The organism is Mammaliicoccus sp. L-M44 (assembly GCF_022386355.1).
GTDB classification, from domain to species: Bacteria; Bacillota; Bacilli; order Staphylococcales; family Staphylococcaceae; genus Mammaliicoccus; species Mammaliicoccus sciuri_A.
In genome coordinates, this window is record NZ_JAJNIU010000008.1 from 52,672 (window position 1) to 70,205 (window position 17,534).

Genomic DNA, 17,534 nt, shown 5'->3' on the forward strand with positions numbered 1-17,534 from the left:
AGGAGTTTTCACAATGGGAAAATTAATTTTAGCAAGTCATGGTTCAATGTGTGAAGGTTTAAAAGAAAGTGTCGAAATGATATTAGGACCACAAGATAATATTGAAACTGTTGCACTTTTGCCGGATGAAGGACAAGAAGACTTTGAAAAGAAATTTCTAGCAGCAATCAATGATGAAGAAGTAACTGTATTTACAGATTTACTAGGCGGTACTCCAGCTAATGTCATTTCTAAAACTTTAATGACTGGAAAGCAGTTTGATTTATATGCCGGAATGAATTTGCCTATGGTTATTGCCTATCTAAATGGAGAAATGTTGAATCAAGAAGCGGACATCATTAATGAAACACAAAAAAGTATCGTAAAAGTAAATGATTTACTTCAAGACTTAGACGAAGATGATGAATAACGATTAAATTAGTCAATAAATGCTGTTACCCTTTATAATAAAGTAAAGATAAAAATGAGGGATGCATAATGAAAAATGAAAAAATATATGACATGCCAGTATCAAATGTTTATCCACATTACGTCACAAAAGCTGAGAAAAAAGGTAAAACAAAAGCAGACGTAGATGAAATCATCATTTGGTTAACAGGTTATAGTCAAGAATCATTAGATCAGCAGTTAGAAAACAAAACTGATTTTAGAACATTTTTTGAAGAAGCACCAAATATGAATCCAAATCGTAAACTGATCAAAGGCGTCATATGTGGCATAAGAGTTGAAGAAATCGAAGAACCACTTATGCAAGAAATTAGATACTTAGACAAATTAATAGATGAGTTAGCAAGAGGTAAGAAAAAAGAAAACATATTTAGGTGATATGAAGTAAAAGCATGGGATAATCTCCCGTGCTTTTTTAATGATATGCTACCCAAAGTGTCCACTGATCTTTTTCTATTATCGGAGAATCGGCTCTTACATATTTAGGGAATTGTGCTACAAATGATTTTAATTCTTGATCTGATAATTCAAATAGAATACTACGACCTTTTCTTGATAAATAATCATGCTGTAAGGATTCTATCGTTGCATATGTTTGTCTAATTTCATTAATTTTTAATGTTTCAACATTATTAAATCCAACATCATATAATGCCTTTGTAACATCTGCTTCTGAATGTCTTCTCTTTGAATCAAAATCCCGAAGCCTTGGAAAATGTTCATATAAATATCCGCGTAGATTGTTTGAAGAAGCGGGAATCGTTAAATCTTCAATAGTTCGATCTTGAATGACAAATATGCTGTTATCTTTTAGAATACGCTTTGTTTCTAAAAAAGCTTTTTGTAAATCTTGAATATGATGAATGAGCGCTCTTGAAAGGATAAAATTCTGTGACTGGTTGGCTAAATGATTACTGAATATATCTCCAACTTCAAATTGTATATGGTTATTGTAAGCTTGTTCATTAGCTGATGCGATCATTATTTCAGATTGGTCTATACCTAAGACATGCTTAAATCCAAATTCACTTAATTGATTTGTGTAAATGCCGCCGCCACACCCGATGTCTAGTGCATTATTCTTATCAATATTAGATTGTTTGATGATGCCACTTATCAAAGTTACCCAATTATAATCAACCTTTCGTCCACTATACATATACTTATTATGCTCATCATGAAAAATATTATTCAAAATATCATCCCCTTTCCTTACACAATACACCTAAATGGATAGTTGTAATAATACACATAACTTATGTATAGCTATAACAAGGTGTTAATTTCAATGTGATAAAATATAATTACTATGATTACGGAGTGGTGAGAATGGAGACTTGGGATTTATACGATGAAAATAGGCAGTTATTAAATGAAACGATGACAAGAGGAAATGTAGTACCTGCTAATCGATATCATCTTGTGATTCATGTCTGTATTATTAATAAACAGGGACAATTACTAATACAAAAAAGAAGAGATGACAAACAAGGATGGCCAGGTAAGTGGGATTTCTCAGCAGGAGGTAGTGCGGTTCAAGGTGATACAAATAGAGTTGCAGCAGAACGAGAAACATATGAAGAACTAGGTATTAAATTAGACTTAACTAATCAAAGACCACATATCACAATTAATTTTGACGATGGATATGATGATTTTTTCATAGTGCATCAAGAGATAAATATAGAAAAACTAAGCTTTCCAACAGAAGAAGTACAAGAAGTAAAATGGGTTACAAAAGATGAATTATTAGACATGATTAAAGAAGGTTTATTTATTCCGTATAGGAATAGTCTTATAGAATTTATATTTGAAATGAATAATGAATTAGGAACAATAAGAGAGTAAAGAAACAGTTTAACTGTTTCTTTTTTTTGCGTAAATTTTATTATATAAATAAAATATTCAAAATAGTCAGACTCTATTTTGAAACACGTTTAAGTTTATAACAATAAATTTTGGATATTTTATATTTGAAAATGTTAAATCATGATAAATATTGATAATGATATATATTATGATGTATAAAACGAATCATATAAATTCTAATAATTGGATTAATTTATTTCATTTACTCCTTAAATGTAATTTTATAACAGTTGGAAAATCTTATATAAATATAGCTACATGGTATAATATTAGTTTCAGTATAAAAAATATGGTGCAAAATTAAAATTATATAGTAATATTAAGTTGTATTTAAATAATTTGGGAGGAGTAAAATATGAGAGAAAAGAGAAGATACTCGATACGCAAATTCACGGTAGGAGCAGGATCAGTTTTAATAGGTTTAACGCTGTACTCGGGATTAAATACAGTAGAAGCAAGCGAAAATAATTATGAAACATCCATCAAGATTTCGGATAATGCATCAGATGATTCTGATGATAGTGATCAAGACAGTGATGCAATACAGGAAAGTAGTTTGAATTCTGAACAACAACAACCTACTTTAAAATCAACTGAGCAAGATTCGAAAGTCAATGTTACAAGTAATAATACGGGAAATGAATTAAATGAATCAGAAGTTCAAGAACCAACTTCAGAACAAGAGAATAGTAATAGCTCTGATGTTGCAGAAGATTCATCCGAAGTAATAAATAATGAAGAAGTAACAAATGATCAAGGGGAAGCTACATATGACGGTCAACCGTCTCAAGAGCAACCAGTAAGTAATAATGACTCAAAAGATACAAATAAACAAAATTCAGAAGAAACAACAGTAGATCAAACTGAACAAGGGAATGAATCAGAAGATTCTCCAACTGATGAACAAAATGTAGAAGACAATACTAAAGATGACATTGACCAATCAAATAATGATCGTCCTTCAGAAAATAGTGAGAATGTGGAAGATATAACATCAGAAGATAAAGGTGAAATTACTGACGATGTTTCTGAAGCAGATGAAGACAATGCATCAAACTCTGATGAAACATCTGAAGATGATACAGCTACAAAAGATGATTTAGAAGATAATTCAGAGAAAACAGACAGTGATAATGCTGAAGAACCAAGTAATGAAGAAGAGACAACAAAAGATGCCGTAGATGCAAATAAAGATTCAGAAAAAGATGTTGCATCTGATAATGAAATCAAAGAAGATGAGTCTGAAAAAAATACAGACGAAAAAGTAGAAACATCAAAAGATGAATCATTGCCTAAAGGTGTAACTAATAATACACAAACCGAAGCTACGAATAAGAGAATAGGGAATATTGGCACTAATGCTTTAATTGATGTAGATTTATTAAGCAATATGAAGTTAGACGCATCCCACAATGATGGGAAGTTACAATTGAAATTAGAAGGCTATCCAGTCTTGAATGTTGGTTTAGGTTCTAGTTATCCGACATTTCAGTTGCCTCCTCAATTTAGAGCATTAATGTCGAATCCTAATTTTAGAAACGCAGTAAAAATTGATTATGACTTGCCTCCAATATTATTAGGATCAAGAAGAACAGGATCAATTACAGGAAATAATCTAAATATCGATCCAAATACTGGTGTAATATATGGTCAAGCACCGGAATTAATCTCATTATCTATTGCTAGTAGAATTACGTATACTTTAACTTTAGATTTAAATGCGCTAACAGCTGGTGGTATTCTTCCAGACTCTGATCAACCAGGAAGACATGAATATAACTTTAGATCAGCAGTTGGAGGTGGTCTTATTGATGTTGATTTATTAGCAAGTAGTGGTGATTCTGATTCAATAATTATTGAAGATGACGCGGATGCCGATGCCGATAGCGACTCAGATTCCGATAGTGACTCCGATGCGGACTCAGATTCCGACTCAGATTCAGATAGTGATTCAGACGCAGATAGTGACTCGGATGCAGACAGTGATTCGGATGCAGACTCAGATTCAGACGCAGATAGTGACTCAGATGCAGACAGTGATTCGGACGCCGACAGTGACTCAGATTCCGACTCAGACTCAGATGCGGACAGCGATTCAGACGCAGATAGCGACTCCGATGCAGACAGTGATTCGGATGCCGATAGTGACTCAGATGCGGATAGCGATTCCGATTCAGATAGTGATTCCGATGCAGACAGCGATTCAGACGCCGACAGTGATTCGGACGCCGACAGTGACTCGGATGCGGATAGTGATTCGGATGCGGACAGTGATTCAGACGCAGACAGCGACTCCGACGCAGACAGTGACTCAGACGCAGATAGTGACTCAGACGCAGATTCCGACTCAGATTCAGATAGTGATTCCGACGCAGATAGTGACTCGGATGCAGACAGTGATTCGGATGCGGACAGTGATTCCGACGCAGACAGCGACTCCGACTCAGAAAGTGACTCAGAGGCAGACTGTGATTCGGACTCAGATGCAGACAGTGATTCCGATGCAGACAGCGACTCAGATGCAGACAGTGATTCGGACTCAGATAGTGATTCAGACTCAGATAGCGACTCGGACTCAGACAGTGACTCAGACTCAGATAGTGATTCGGACGCGGACAGTGACTCGGATGCAGATAGTGACTCAGACGCTGATTCTGACTCCGATGCAGACAGCGATTCAGATGCAGACAGTGACTCAGACGCGGACAGTGACTCAGATGCGGATTCTGACTCGGATGCAGATAGTGATTCGGATGCGGATAGTGACTCAGACGCAGATTCTGATTCCGATGCAGATAGCGATTCGGACGCAGACAGTGATTCCGATGCAGATAGTGATTCCGATGCCGACAGTGACTCAGACGCAGATTCTGATTCAGATGCAGACAGTGACTCAGATGCCGATAGCGATTCAGATGCAGACAGTGATTCAGACGCAGACAGTGATTCCGATGCCGATAGTGATTCAGATGCAGACAGCGACTCAGATGCGGACTCTGATTCCGATGCTGATAGTGACTCAGACGCAGACAGTGATCCAGGCGCAGCTGTAAATGTGGAAAGTAATATTGGTTCTGATTCAGGTGCTGATGATAATTTAATTGATGTTAGTACTTTACAAGAAGCACCAGGTTTAGATGTAAACAATAATGAATATAGACAAGATCTAAGAAATATTAATTCAATTACTAATAATAAAGTTACTACTTCTGTTACAAATAATGTCTCAGAAAATCAAGTATCTGATAAAGAGAATAAAGATAATAATTTACCTGATACTGGTGAAGTTAAAACGAATAGTGGAACTTTACTTGCAACGTTATTAGCGGGATTAGGATCAATTTTCTTATTCAGTAGAAGAAGAAATAATAAAAAAGAGTAATGACTGAAGATTCTTGATTGTGGCTAGGACAACTTAGTTTGTTCTGGCCTCAATTTTTATTAAATTTGAATTAATAGATACATAAAGATTGAAACTTATAATTTCTGTTATTTAATAATATTTAAAAGTTATTGAATAGAATTGTTATAATAGTATAAAAGCACAAATAATGGGGGATTAACTATGAATTTAAGTAAAGATATAGATAGAATTCTTGAGATGCATAAAAAATATCCTAAACATGATGTTAGCTTTGTAAGTATAGGCAATCAGTACCAAAAGGCAATCGTAAGAGTTTTTAAGAATCCAAATAATATTAAAAGAAATATTTTGAAGTTAGCGCAAGAATTTCGAAAGAAAACTGGAAAGAGTGCTAATTGGGTAAAGCTTGATTTTGTCATAGAAGAAGTAGAGATAGATTTTGATATATTAAAAGACGATTTAATTAATACAAGAAGAAACTATGTTGATTATGGAATGGCATTAGATGACAAATGGGAATATGCTTTTTTATCTGATGAAATTAATGCTAATGCTTTTGTTAGACCATCAAAAGATAAAAAATCATTCATTTTATCTGAAGACAATATTAATAACTATTTGAAAAAGTATAAAGGTATTAAAGTACGTTATAGTCATCAACAATACGAAGGTGAACGTGTACGAAAATTTTATACAAAAGGCTATATTATAGAGGATAATGATGTGTTTGCTCTTGATGAGCGAGGTTATACAAAAGGTCTAAGAGAAATAGACAACTTAAGTAATGAAATCGATATGATGATTGAACATAGTACACATTATTTAAGTAATGAAATTGGAGAAGATGGCAAGTACCATTACGGGTATTTTCCTCATTTCGATAAAAATATAGCATTTTACAATAACTTAAGACATTCATCATCAACATACGCTTTAATAGAAGGCTTAACATATTTAAATGAAGATATCACAATTGCAGAAAAAGCTATAGATTATTTAATCAATCATTATTTATATGAAACTGATGGCTTAGGTCATATATTTGACGATACTAAAAATGTAAATGAAATTAAATTAGGTCAGAATGCAGCGTTTATATTCGCAATTTGTGAATATTTAAAACATAATCCAAATAAAAAAGAATATCTTGAAGCTGCACAAAAAGTGGCACGTGGTATTGAAACGATGATAGGCGAAGATGCTAAAACGGTGCATGTCATTAACTACCCAGAATTAACTGTAAAGGAACAATATAGAATTATATATTACGATGGAGAAGCGGCATTAGCTTTATTGAGGTTATACCAAATAGATCATAATGAAAAATGGTTAAATATTGTTAAAAATCTATTTGAACGTTTTATTCAAAAAGATTATTGGAAGTATCACGATCATTGGTTAGGTTATTGTACAAATGAACTTGTACAAATCGATCCACAAGAAAAATATTTTAAATTCGGTATACAGAATGTGTCTAGCTATTTAGATTATATGTACCAAAGAGAAACAACTTTCCCAACATTTTTAGAAATGTTAATGGCTACATATCACTTAGTTGAATACGCTAAAGAATCAGGTTATGAATCTTTAGTAGAACAACATTTAGATGAAAAGAAATTTATAGATACCATTCATAAACGTGCAAATTATCAAAGAACAGGATTTTTCTATCCAGAAGTTGCGATGTATTTTAAGAATCCTTCAAGGATACTTCATTCATTCTTTATTAAACACCATGGCTATAGAGTAAGAATTGATGACATTGAACATTACTTATCTGGATATGTACAATATCAGAAAGTTTTTAAAGGATAAATATCACCATACTATCTCTAATCATCATATTGCTATCACCTTTTGAATGTTATAAAATATTGTAAAAATGACAATTTTTGTATAAAAGAATGGTTAGGGATATGGTGATTTCAGCTGATGGTATTATTGCTAAGATGAAAAATCAAAAGATTAACTATGATAAGGTTATGCGTAAAATGATTTCTGAATGGGAACGTTCTGAAACAAGACCTTCTATTTTAATTCATAGTTGTTGTGCGCCTTGTAGTACTTATACGTTAGAGTTATTAACACAATATGCAGATGTTGCGATTTATTTTGCGAATCCAAATATTCATCCGAAAAGTGAATATGAGCGTAGGGCGAAAGTTCAAGAAACGTTTGTTGAACAATTTAATGAGCGTACAAATTCTAATGTTAAATATATTGAAGCAGCCTATGAACCACATAAATTTATGAAAATGGTTAAAAGTAAAGATTTAGCTGATGAAAATGAAGGTGGGCTAAGATGTACGGCTTGTTTCGAAATGCGTTTAGAACTCGTTGCAGAAGCGGCAGCTGATCTTGGAAATGATTATTTTGCGAGTGCGTTAACATTGTCACCTAAGAAAAATGCACAATTGATTAACGAACTTGGTATGGATGTTCAAGATTTATATCATGTTTATTATTTACCGAGTGACTTTAAGAAGAACAAGGGGTATGAAAGATCGATTAAAATGTGCAATGAATATGAGATTTTTAGACAATGCTATTGTGGTTGTGTGTTTGCAGCTATGAAGCAAGGTATAGATTTTAAAGAAGTGAATAAACAGGCTAAAGCTTATTTAGAATCATGTAATAAAAGTTGCATGTAATTTTATTTGCAATCCTAGGATAAAACAGATATGTTGAAAGAGTATAGAAATTAAATAATTTTAAACCACTGGAAGTGCCTTTATAAAGGCTGAGATTAAAGTGATACCTTTAAAATTCCTTGAACCTGATCCAGCTTATACTGGCGTAGGAAAGTGGCGTATTGATTATAAGGTACTCATGACGCTATTTTCTTAATGAAAATAGCGTTTTTTTAATTATAAGGAGGATTTATAAATGAAATTTACAGATAGAGTATTCAATAGAGTTGAACCGATTTGGCAATCTTATATGAAACATCCTTTTATTATAGGATTAGGTGATGGCACGTTAGATCAAGAAAAATTTAAACATTGGTTGAAACAAGATTATATATATTTAATAGAATATGCGAGACTATTCTCAATTGGTGCAGCTAAATCAACTGACTTAAAAATGATGGCGACTTATGCTGATTTAGCGAATGGCACATTAAATACTGAAATGTCATTACATAGAGGCTATGCTAAGCAATTTGGTATATCAGAAGCGGAATTAGAAGAGACAGAACCGGCTCAAACGACTATTGGCTATACGAGTTATATGTTGAATATGGCACAACAAGGTGGCATTGAGAATGTTATTGCGGCTATTTTGACATGTACTTGGAGTTATAATTATATAGGGTCAAAATTAGCTGAAATTAAAGGAGCATCGGACCATCCTTTATACGGAGAATGGATTAATATGTATGCTTCAGATGAATTTAGTCAGTACAAAGAAGATTGTATTCAGTTGATGGATCAAGTTACAGAAGGTAAGACAGAAGCGGAATTACAATGCTTAGAAGATATTATTGTTAAAACGAGTTACTATGAATATATGTTCTGGGATATGGCTGAACATTTAGAAACATGGCCAGTACCGGTAAAATAAATAGGGAGCGGGACAGAAATCTAATTTGTATAAAAAGATTTCGTAGTCCCGCCCCGGCAAGGCTGACTAGAGTTGAAAAAAGCTTGATAAAAGCGCATTTTCAATTCAGTCAGCTACTGCCAAGAAGCATGCACAATGCTTCTGTCTTTTTTTTATACTATTATTTGCCTTCGTAGGCTTTTATTAAAGTTTCTACATCGAATTTCTTCATTTTAAGAAATGCTTTTGTAACGTTACTGATTTGTTCTGGTGTGCCTTCTTCTGCCATTTGATCCATGATTTTAGGGACAATTTGCCAGGAGACACCGAATTGATCTTTGACCCATCCGCATTGTTCTGCTTCTGGTACAGCAGATAATTTATCCCAATAATAATCAATTTCTTGTTGGTCTTCTAAAAATAGTATTAATGAAATACCTTCGTTTAAGTTGAATTCATGTTTATGTGCACTATCAAGTGCGACAAAATATTGATCTTCTAATTTAAATTCTGCGTGTGCGAGTGTATCTGGCTTGTCTGGCTCCATGCCTTCTGGGTAATAAAATTTACTAATATCACCACTGTTTTTAAATACGCTTGTGTAGTAGTTAATCGCTTCTTCAGCTCTACCAACATTATCATTAATGAACATAAATGATGGTCTAATACGATCATCGAATGGTTGGTCTGTGATGAGGAGTTGCCATGAAACACCAAACTGATCTTCCAACCAGCCATATTTTTCACTAAAGTCGTAAGCACCAAGTTCCATCATAATTTTCCCGTTATGTGCGAGTGCAGTCCAAACTTTGTCGAGTAATGCTGCTTCAGATTGTTTGAAAAGTACTGTAAATGATATGGAAGGATTTTTTGTGAAATAAGGACCAGCATTGATTGCCATAAATTTATAACCAAAAATATTAAAAGTGAGCTGTTTTGCATCTCCGGATGGTGTATCTGTAAACGTTACATCTGAAATGATTTCTGATTCTGGAAAAGTTTGCATATAATAATCGACGGCTTCTTGCGCTTCGTTATCGAACCATAAATGCGGAACAATTCTTTGATTATTCATTTCTTCATCTCCTCAGTCCTTTTTACTTATTATACCCATCGTTATAAATATAAACATTTAGTTCATTGAAAGTTTATTGATTTGTGTGCCATCATGGTTAAAATTATTTTCATCAAGCCATTCTTCGTAATGTTTTTTGATGGATGGCCATTCTTTATCAATGATAGAGAACCAGTCTGTATCGCGATTCCTTCCTTTATATACGAGTGCTTGTCGAAAAGTTCCTTCATATTTGAAACCAAGTCTTTCGGCAGCATGTTTCGAAGGTGCGTTCAAACTATCACATTTCCATTCATAGCGTCTATATTTTAAAGTTTCAAAAACGTATCGAGCAAGTAAATATTGTACTTCAGTAGCAATGCGCGTTCTTTTAAGTAGTGTTGAATAATGAATGTGGCCAACTTCTATCGTTGAAGCTTTAGGATTAATTCTTAAAAGTGACATTATACCTAATGCTTGATGTGTTTCTTTGTCGACAATCGCAAAGAAATAAGGATCTTTAGAAATGATTCTTTCTTCGATTAACTGCGTAAATGAAGCTTTATCATGAATCGGTTCATGAGGTAAATACGTCCAGTTTGCATCATTTTCTGATGAATATAATAAAGGGAATAACTGATCGATATGACTTTCGTTTAAATGTTCAAGTTTACTGTACTTACCTTCAAGCATATCAACACAAGGCATATTCGGTTCTTTAAATGATTTGACTTCATCACCAATTGGTTGATTAAAAGTATTATATCTCATAAAAAATCCTCCTTTATTTTTATCATAGCATAAAATAAAGGAGGTGAAATTTACGAGCGCGAGTACTGATGCATAAATTTAGCAACGCTTAAGTAAACTAAATGAACAATGATTAAACTTGCGACAGTATCAGAAAAGAAGTGTGCACTTAAATAAATTCTTGAACACATCATAGACAAAATTAATATAGCAGTAATCCATTTAACTGTTACATGTTTGTATAACGCAAGTATGAGAAAAATCGCTACAAATAATGTTAGTGTATGCATGCTTGGAAAGCTGTAACCATCAATTAAATCGGATGGTCTTGGTCGTTGAATAATATATTTTAACGCTGTTCCGATAAATAGTGATGAGAAAGAGAATATTAAATACTGTAGCAAATTTCTTCTATTATAAAAGTATAATCCAATTAATAATATGCATATTAAAATACCGCTATGTAAAGGTGAAAATATAAATGAAAAAATCGATAAATAATTATGTAATCTAAATGCTAATGTTTCAGTTTGTATAAATTGATAGACATATTGATCAATAGGATTGATATAATTTGTAAGAATCAATGACACGATTAAAATTAATAAAATAGTATAACAAATAATGAGCTTGGAATCTTTCTTCATTGTGCGTAAAGCTCCTTTGAACGTGAATATTTAGACTTTTTTCTATTGTAAATATAAAAATAATTTTAAACAATAGGACTTTAGGACTACCTAAATATCATTTAGTAATTTACTTAAAAATGCTATCATAGTAATTATAAATAAAAAATAGGAGTGTGACTATGAAGCTAACAAGAAAAGGTAAAGTAACAATTATTATTGCAGCTATCGTCTTAATTGCTGGGATATTCGTAACAGTAAAGGCGATTAATATAAATAACAAAGTTTATCAACCCATCAATAAACAAGATACAAAACATGTGAAAGAAAAAATTAAAAACAATAAGCCGATTTCTATCGCGATTTTTGGTGTAGATTCTAACAAAGAAAGAGAATCAGAAAATATAGGTGAACGAACGGATTCAATCATGTTAGCTTCAATTAATCCTAAAACTAAAACAACTAAACTCGTTAGTGTTCCACGTGATATGGCAGTAAATATTCCTGGATATAGTAGTCATGATAAAGTTGCACATGCATATGCATACGGTGGATCAAAAACAGCCGTACAAACATTAAAAAATGAATTCAATATACCGATAGATGGGTATATAACAGTAGATATGGATGGCTTTAAAAAGACAATTGATGCCTTAGACGGTGTAAATGTTAAAAGTAATAAATCATTTACTTTTAACGGTACAAAATTTAAAGCTGGAGAGAAAATGAAATTGAATGGACAAGAAGCATTAGACTTTGTACGTAGCCGTAAAGAAGAAGGCGCTGGAGATGATGAAGGAAGACAAGAAAGACAACGTATTGTAATAGAAGCAACAAGTAAAAAGCTTAAAAATAATTTGAATGTTAATAATTTCAATGAGTTGATGAATGTCGCTCAAGATAACATTACAACAAGCTTTAACTTAAATGACACAAGAAAACTAATCACTGACTATAAAAGTGCAACAGAGCATTTTGAGAAGATATCTATCGATGGTGTGAATCAAGTAGAGAGTGATGGTATTTGGTATTTCGAAGCAGATAAAGGTGCGAAACAGGAAATTGTGAAATCGTATAAAAATAATTTAAAAAGCTAACATATGGATGTTTCAATATACTTAATATGAAATGGGGTTATTTTAGTGACTTCAATTAATGAAGTGAAGATTGAACAAAATATGAATCACCTTATTCAAAATTACGGTATTCAATTATTAAATTATATGAGTGTTTGTGAAAGAGAAGAAAAAGCATTACTTTCAACGTTTAAGAAAGTGGATGATCAAACTATTAAAGCAACTCTAGAATTGTTGAAGCAAAATAATCTGATCAATGTTAGAACTGAAGAGATTATGCCCCCAAACATCTATTATCATCTTACGAAAGATGGCGCGTTGATTTTGCAGATGATTTATAAGTTTGAATCATTAATCTTTGAGTAGGTTACACAATAATAAATAGCTGTTGTTTTGAACTTTGAATAATTTTTAATACAATAACACATAGGAGGGATCGTCATGAATAAAGATTGGCAATCACAATTACCTATAGATGATATTAAAGAGCTCATACCAGTAAGTGGTGGAGATGTGAATGAAGCATATAGAATTGAAAGACAGAGTGGAACGGATTTTCTACTTGTTCAACATAATAGAAGCGAAGATTTTTACGCTGCCGAAATTGCTGGTTTAGAAGCATTTGAAGAAGCGGGTGTTACAGCGCCTGTTGTTAAAGGTTACGGTCAAATTAATGGAGATGCGTATTTAATACTGAGTTATCTTGAAGAAGGTCGTCGAGGTATTCAAAGTGAACTCGGCAAACTGGTAGCGAAATTGCATAGTCATTATCAACAAGATGGTAAATTTGGATTTCATTTACCTTATCATGGTAGCGATATTACGTTCGAAAATGGTTGGAAAGATACATGGATTAATATATTTGTCGAGCAACGTTTAGATCAACTGAGAGACGAAATTGTAAGAAGAGGACTTTGGTCTAAGGACGAACTTCAACAATTTGAACAAGTACGTACAGTCATTATTGAAGCCTTAACAGAACATAAAAGTAAACCGTCATTACTACATGGAGACTTGTGGGCAGGTAATTATATGTTCTTATCAAACGGGGAACCAGCATTATTCGACCCTTCACCATTATATGGAGATCGTGAATTTGATTTAGGAGCAACAAGAGTCTTTGGTGGTTTCACGGAAGCCTTTTATAAAGCTTATGATGAAGCATTACCATTAAGTAAAGGTGCAAATGAAAGAATTAAATTTTATGAACTTTACTTATTGATGGTGCACTTAGTGAAGTTTGGTTCAATGTATGCAGGTAGTGTTCAGAGAACAATGGATGACATATTAAATGATAAGTAAAAAGGATTGGGATGAAAATTTATCCCAATCCTTTATTTATTGTGTTGATATTGTATAGTTGCTGTTAAATGAACATCATCTTCACCTATATTACGATAAGTATGTGTGACGTCAGATTCGAAACGTATCGCATCATCTTGACGTACTGTGTGTTTAACGCCATTGATATCGACTTCAAGTGTGCCTCTATGAACGATGATGTATTCCTCAGATCCATTGTGATGTCCTTCTGATTTCATTTCAGCTCCACTTTGTAAAATCATATTAAACATTTCAAAATTTTTATCAATATTAAATGGGAAATATGGGTATATCGTGACGGATTGATTATCGTTATATATAGGTGTAATGTCTGCTTTAGACACGCAATTAATGTTATCTTCTTTATTAGAAATTAAGTCGGATATAGGTAAATGTAAGCCATTTGCTATTTTCCATAAAGTTGTAATGGTAGGATTAGATTGTCCATTCTCAATTTGATTGAGCATTGTTTTGCTAACGCCTGTCAATTTAGATACTGTGCTTAGGCTTAATTGTTGCGATGTTCGGTACTGTGACAAATTATGCGCAACAATTGTATGGATATCTTTCATAAATATAAACACTCCTATTTACTTTATAACGAACGCATTGTACAATATAATGTGTTCTTTATAACGAACGTTAAGAACAGTATAACAGAAATTCACTTTAGGGAGATAATAAAAAGATGGATCATATAAATAGAAGTAAAAAACAAACTTTAATATTATTTATTGGTATCTTACTAATTGGAGCAAGTTTAAGAGCACCTATTACTTCAGTAGGGATTGCATTGCCTTCAATTAAAGAAACTTTAAATTTATCCAATACATCTGTCAGTTTAATCACAATTATTCCATTGCTTTCATTTGCAGTGATTTCACTATTCGCTGCTAAAATTAGTCATAAATTTGGATTAGAACGTACAGTTTTTGGTGCACTCATTTTAATTTGTATAGGTATTGCTTTAAGGGCAATTACTGGAGTCTCTTGGTTATATGTCGGTACGGTATTAATAGGTGTAGGGATTGCGTTTGGAAATGTGTTAACACCAGGTATCATTAAAATGAACTTCCCGTTACGTATAGGTATCATGACAGGTTATTACACAGTTGTGATGAATATATTCGGAAGTGCTTCATCATATGTTACAGCACCACTTGTTAAACATTTTAATTACAACATTGCAATCAGTTTAATAGGTATTGTAACGTTTATAGGTATTATTATATGGTCATTCCAGTTAAACAAACATGAAACAGTTAATAGTTCTCAAACTACGACAAATATAAATGTTTGGAAATCACCATTGTCATGGCAAATTACGCTATTAATGGGCGGCCAGTCAATGATATTTTATTCATTGATAAATTGGTTACCTGAATTTTTATTAAGTCATGGTACACCGATTAATGAAGCGGGGATTTATTTATCTATTCTTCAATTAGCGATTATTCCACTAACTTTTGTCACACCTATATTTGCTGAAAAAATGAAGAACCAAGTTCTGATTACTTTTGTGACAGGATTACTTTTCGTATTAGGTATACTAACGTTAATGTTACAACCTAACTGGGCATTTTTAGGTATTATATTGATTGGTATTGCCAGTGGTTTAGCATTTGGACTTGTTAATACATTCTTTGGATTAAGAACAGAAAATGGTTTAACGGCAGCCAAATTATCAGGTATGTCACAGTCAGTAGGGTATTTATTTGCTGCGATTGGTCCATTACTATTCGGTATACTGCACGATGCTACAAATAGTTGGAATACGTCATTTGGCATACTGCTTGTTACGTCAATTATCATTATGATTATAGGATCACGTGCGGGTAGAAACATTACAATAGAACAAACTTTAGGAGCGAGACATTAAATTAATGTCTCGTTTTCTTTATTTCTATTTATTAATTATAAATAAATTACAATATTATGAACAAAATACATATAATTTTATAAAAAAAGGAAAACGCTTTCTAGTAGTGCTTTATTTTCTGATTATTTATAGTATAATTGTCCCATGAAGTTTGAATAAAATTAAATAGATAAATCTTAACTGAAAAGTTTGTAATGAGGAGTGACATGAAAGAATGGAAGACAATCATTTAAAAAGGGGTCTGAGTTCACGTCAAGTACAGATGATTGCACTTGGTGGAACAATAGGTGTTGGTTTGTTTATGGGTGCTTCAAGCACTATCAAATGGTCGGGACCATCTGCAATATTCGCTTATTTAGTAGCAGGCCTTTTCTTGTATTTAGTAATGAGAGCAATGGGAGAATTAGTTTATTTGTATCCGACTACAGGATCATTCGCCAACTATGCGAGTGATTATTTACATCCAGTAGCTGGTTATGTAACAGCTTGGAGTAACATATTCCAGTGGATAGTAGTAGGTATGAGTGAAGTAATCGCTGTTGGTCAATATATGCAATACTGGTGGCCAGATTTACCAACATGGATACCAGGGGTAATAGTAGTTGTAACTTTAGCTGCAGCAAATTTAGCGTCAGTTAAAGCTTTCGGTGAATTTGAATTCTGGTTTGCAATGATTAAAGTAGTAACAATTATTTTAATGATTATAGCTGGTTTCGGTCTAATCTTCTTTGGACTTGGAAATGGCGGGAATGCTATAGGATTAGGAAACTTAACAGAACATGGTGGATTCTTCCCTAAAGGCATCGTAGGTTTCTTCTTTGCATTATCAATGGTTGTAGGTTCTTATCAAGGGGTAGAATTAATAGGGATTACAGCTGGTGAAACGAAAGATCCACAGAAAAATATTAAAAAAGCCGTTAATGGTGTAATATGGCGTATTTTAATCTTTTACATAGGTGCAATTTTCGTTATTGTAACAGTTTATCCATGGGATCAATTAGGTAACGTAGGTAGTCCATTTGTTGCAACATTCGCAAAAGTAGGTATCACAATTGCGGCAGGATTAATCAACTTTGTTGTTATAACAGCAGCAATGTCAGGTTGTAACTCAGGTATATTTAGTTCAAGCCGTATGGTTTATACATTAGCTCAAAAAGGACAAATGCCTCGTATTTTCACAAAAGTTATGAAAACAGGGGTACCATTCTTTGCAGTATTAGCAATTTCAATTGGTATTTTTGTAGGTGTTATTTTAAATATTGTATTACCATTAGTGATTGATGGTTCTGAAAATATCTTTGTGTATGTATACAGTGCATCAATACTACCAGGTATGGTTCCTTGGTTTATGATTTTATTTAGTCATATTCAATTTAGAAGAAATCATTCAGATGAAATTAAAGATCATCCATTCAAGATGCCATTTGCACCATACTCTAACTATTTAACATTAGGATTCTTTATCTTAGTATTAATCGGTATGTTGTTCAATTCAGAAACACGCGTTTCTGTTATTATCGGTATTGTATTCTTATCCGTAATGACAATTGTATACTTCTTAAGAGGTTATCATAAAGAAGATAAAGGTGAGTATTAAGCCTTT

Annotated in this window: 17 protein-coding genes and 1 riboswitch; of the genes, 12 read left to right on the plus strand and 5 right to left on the minus strand. The window is 32.9% G+C overall.

Annotated features, from left to right (window positions below):
- Positions 1-13: 13 nt before the first annotated feature.
- Both LQ611_RS06150 and LQ611_RS06155 read left to right on the plus strand, forming a co-directional pair.
- The gene (locus LQ611_RS06150; RefSeq protein WP_049320560.1) at positions 14-409 is read left to right on the plus strand and encodes a PTS sugar transporter subunit IIA; all 396 of its coding nucleotides are present in this window, start codon (positions 14-16) and stop codon (positions 407-409) included.
- Positions 410-477: 68 nt separating this feature from the next.
- A complete protein-coding gene (locus LQ611_RS06155) occupies positions 478-825 on the plus strand; it encodes a DUF2200 domain-containing protein (RefSeq protein WP_025906944.1) in 348 nt (115 codons plus the stop codon).
- Positions 826-862: 37 nt separating this feature from the next.
- Here the strand turns inward: LQ611_RS06155 and LQ611_RS06160 are convergent, their stop codons facing one another.
- Positions 863-1,642, minus strand: coding sequence for a class I SAM-dependent methyltransferase (locus tag LQ611_RS06160; protein WP_204172452.1), 780 nt, complete (start codon positions 1,640-1,642; stop codon positions 863-865).
- 134 nt (positions 1,643-1,776) lie between these two features.
- Between LQ611_RS06160 and LQ611_RS06165 the strand changes: the two genes are divergently transcribed.
- The 5 genes from LQ611_RS06165 (at position 1,777) to tenA (ending at position 9,244) form a co-directional block, all read left to right on the plus strand.
- Positions 1,777-2,295 (plus strand): NUDIX hydrolase, encoded by a 519-nt coding sequence (locus tag LQ611_RS06165; protein ID WP_199185206.1) that lies wholly within the window; start codon positions 1,777-1,779, stop codon positions 2,293-2,295.
- A 376-nt stretch (positions 2,296-2,671) separates the two neighbouring features.
- A complete protein-coding gene (locus tag LQ611_RS14260) occupies positions 2,672-5,698 on the plus strand; it encodes a YSIRK-type signal peptide-containing protein (RefSeq protein WP_239709459.1) in 3,027 nt (1,008 codons plus the stop codon).
- A gap of 183 nt (positions 5,699-5,881) precedes the next feature.
- On the plus strand, positions 5,882-7,495 hold the full coding sequence (locus tag LQ611_RS06175) for a poly(glycerol-phosphate) alpha-glucosyltransferase (protein WP_107590982.1): 1,614 nt from the start codon (positions 5,882-5,884) through the stop codon (positions 7,493-7,495).
- Positions 7,496-7,599: 104 nt separating this feature from the next.
- A complete protein-coding gene (locus LQ611_RS06180) occupies positions 7,600-8,331 on the plus strand; it encodes an epoxyqueuosine reductase QueH (RefSeq protein WP_107565842.1) in 732 nt (243 codons plus the stop codon).
- A 60-nt stretch (positions 8,332-8,391) separates the two neighbouring features.
- A riboswitch (TPP riboswitch) is annotated at positions 8,392-8,500 on the plus strand.
- A gap of 66 nt (positions 8,501-8,566) precedes the next feature.
- Positions 8,567-9,244: a thiaminase II gene (gene tenA / locus LQ611_RS06185; protein ID WP_107565833.1), complete on the plus strand. Its 678-nt coding sequence runs from the start codon at positions 8,567-8,569 to the stop codon at positions 9,242-9,244.
- Positions 9,245-9,404: 160 nt separating this feature from the next.
- Here the strand turns inward: tenA and LQ611_RS06190 are convergent, their stop codons facing one another.
- From LQ611_RS06190 to LQ611_RS06200, 3 genes are read right to left on the minus strand one after another with little or no spacing between them, the layout of a single operon-like run.
- Positions 9,405-10,298: a VOC family protein gene (locus LQ611_RS06190; protein WP_204172451.1), complete on the minus strand. Its 894-nt coding sequence runs from the start codon at positions 10,296-10,298 to the stop codon at positions 9,405-9,407.
- Positions 10,299-10,355: 57 nt separating this feature from the next.
- Positions 10,356-11,048, minus strand: a complete 693-nt coding sequence (locus tag LQ611_RS06195) for a GNAT family N-acetyltransferase (protein ID WP_239703141.1) — start codon at positions 11,046-11,048, stop codon at positions 10,356-10,358.
- Between the two features lie 50 nt (positions 11,049-11,098).
- Positions 11,099-11,674 (minus strand): phosphatase PAP2 family protein, encoded by a 576-nt coding sequence (locus tag LQ611_RS06200; protein ID WP_239703140.1) that lies wholly within the window; start codon positions 11,672-11,674, stop codon positions 11,099-11,101.
- 161 nt (positions 11,675-11,835) lie between these two features.
- Between LQ611_RS06200 and LQ611_RS06205 the strand changes: the two genes are divergently transcribed.
- From LQ611_RS06205 to LQ611_RS06215, 3 genes are all read left to right on the plus strand, one after another.
- Positions 11,836-12,750: an LCP family protein gene (locus LQ611_RS06205; protein WP_119475278.1), complete on the plus strand. Its 915-nt coding sequence runs from the start codon at positions 11,836-11,838 to the stop codon at positions 12,748-12,750.
- A 45-nt stretch (positions 12,751-12,795) separates the two neighbouring features.
- Positions 12,796-13,095, plus strand: a complete 300-nt coding sequence (locus tag LQ611_RS06210) for a hypothetical protein (RefSeq protein WP_107590986.1) — start codon at positions 12,796-12,798, stop codon at positions 13,093-13,095.
- Positions 13,096-13,170: 75 nt separating this feature from the next.
- Positions 13,171-14,031 (plus strand): fructosamine kinase family protein, encoded by an 861-nt coding sequence (locus tag LQ611_RS06215; protein ID WP_107590987.1) that lies wholly within the window; start codon positions 13,171-13,173, stop codon positions 14,029-14,031.
- A gap of 32 nt (positions 14,032-14,063) precedes the next feature.
- Here the strand turns inward: LQ611_RS06215 and LQ611_RS06220 are convergent, their stop codons facing one another.
- Positions 14,064-14,624, minus strand: a complete 561-nt coding sequence (locus LQ611_RS06220; RefSeq protein ID WP_025906934.1) for a helix-turn-helix domain-containing protein — start codon at positions 14,622-14,624, stop codon at positions 14,064-14,066.
- A 116-nt stretch (positions 14,625-14,740) separates the two neighbouring features.
- Between LQ611_RS06220 and LQ611_RS06225 the strand changes: the two genes are divergently transcribed.
- The gene (locus LQ611_RS06225) at positions 14,741-15,931 is read left to right on the plus strand and encodes a CynX/NimT family MFS transporter (protein WP_107590988.1); all 1,191 of its coding nucleotides are present in this window, start codon (positions 14,741-14,743) and stop codon (positions 15,929-15,931) included.
- Between the two features lie 214 nt (positions 15,932-16,145).
- The gene (locus LQ611_RS06230; RefSeq protein WP_103360958.1) at positions 16,146-17,528 is read left to right on the plus strand and encodes an amino acid permease; all 1,383 of its coding nucleotides are present in this window, start codon (positions 16,146-16,148) and stop codon (positions 17,526-17,528) included.
- Positions 17,529-17,534 lie beyond the last annotated feature (6 nt).

Bases quoted from the DNA above. Each gene is read 5' to 3' on its own strand.
- LQ611_RS06150 (WP_049320560.1), top strand. From the start codon at position 14: ATGGGAAAATTAATTTTAGCAAGTCATGGTTCAATGTGTGAAGGTTTA.
- LQ611_RS06155 (WP_025906944.1), top strand. From the start codon at position 478: ATGAAAAATGAAAAAATATATGACATGCCAGTATCAAATGTTTATCCA.
- LQ611_RS06165 (WP_199185206.1), top strand. From the start codon at position 1,777: ATGGAGACTTGGGATTTATACGATGAAAATAGGCAGTTATTAAATGAA.
- LQ611_RS14260 (WP_239709459.1), top strand. From the start codon at position 2,672: ATGAGAGAAAAGAGAAGATACTCGATACGCAAATTCACGGTAGGAGCA.
- LQ611_RS06175 (WP_107590982.1), top strand. From the start codon at position 5,882: ATGAATTTAAGTAAAGATATAGATAGAATTCTTGAGATGCATAAAAAA.
- tenA (WP_107565833.1), top strand. From the start codon at position 8,567: ATGAAATTTACAGATAGAGTATTCAATAGAGTTGAACCGATTTGGCAA.
- LQ611_RS06190 (WP_204172451.1), bottom strand. From the start codon at position 10,298: ATGAATAATCAAAGAATTGTTCCGCATTTATGGTTCGATAACGAAGCG.
- LQ611_RS06195 (WP_239703141.1), bottom strand. From the start codon at position 11,048: ATGAGATATAATACTTTTAATCAACCAATTGGTGATGAAGTCAAATCA.
- LQ611_RS06200 (WP_239703140.1), bottom strand. From the start codon at position 11,674: ATGAAGAAAGATTCCAAGCTCATTATTTGTTATACTATTTTATTAATT.
- LQ611_RS06205 (WP_119475278.1), top strand. From the start codon at position 11,836: ATGAAGCTAACAAGAAAAGGTAAAGTAACAATTATTATTGCAGCTATC.
- LQ611_RS06215 (WP_107590987.1), top strand. From the start codon at position 13,171: ATGAATAAAGATTGGCAATCACAATTACCTATAGATGATATTAAAGAG.
- LQ611_RS06220 (WP_025906934.1), bottom strand. From the start codon at position 14,624: ATGAAAGATATCCATACAATTGTTGCGCATAATTTGTCACAGTACCGA.
- LQ611_RS06225 (WP_107590988.1), top strand. From the start codon at position 14,741: ATGGATCATATAAATAGAAGTAAAAAACAAACTTTAATATTATTTATT.
- LQ611_RS06230 (WP_103360958.1), top strand. From the start codon at position 16,146: ATGGAAGACAATCATTTAAAAAGGGGTCTGAGTTCACGTCAAGTACAG.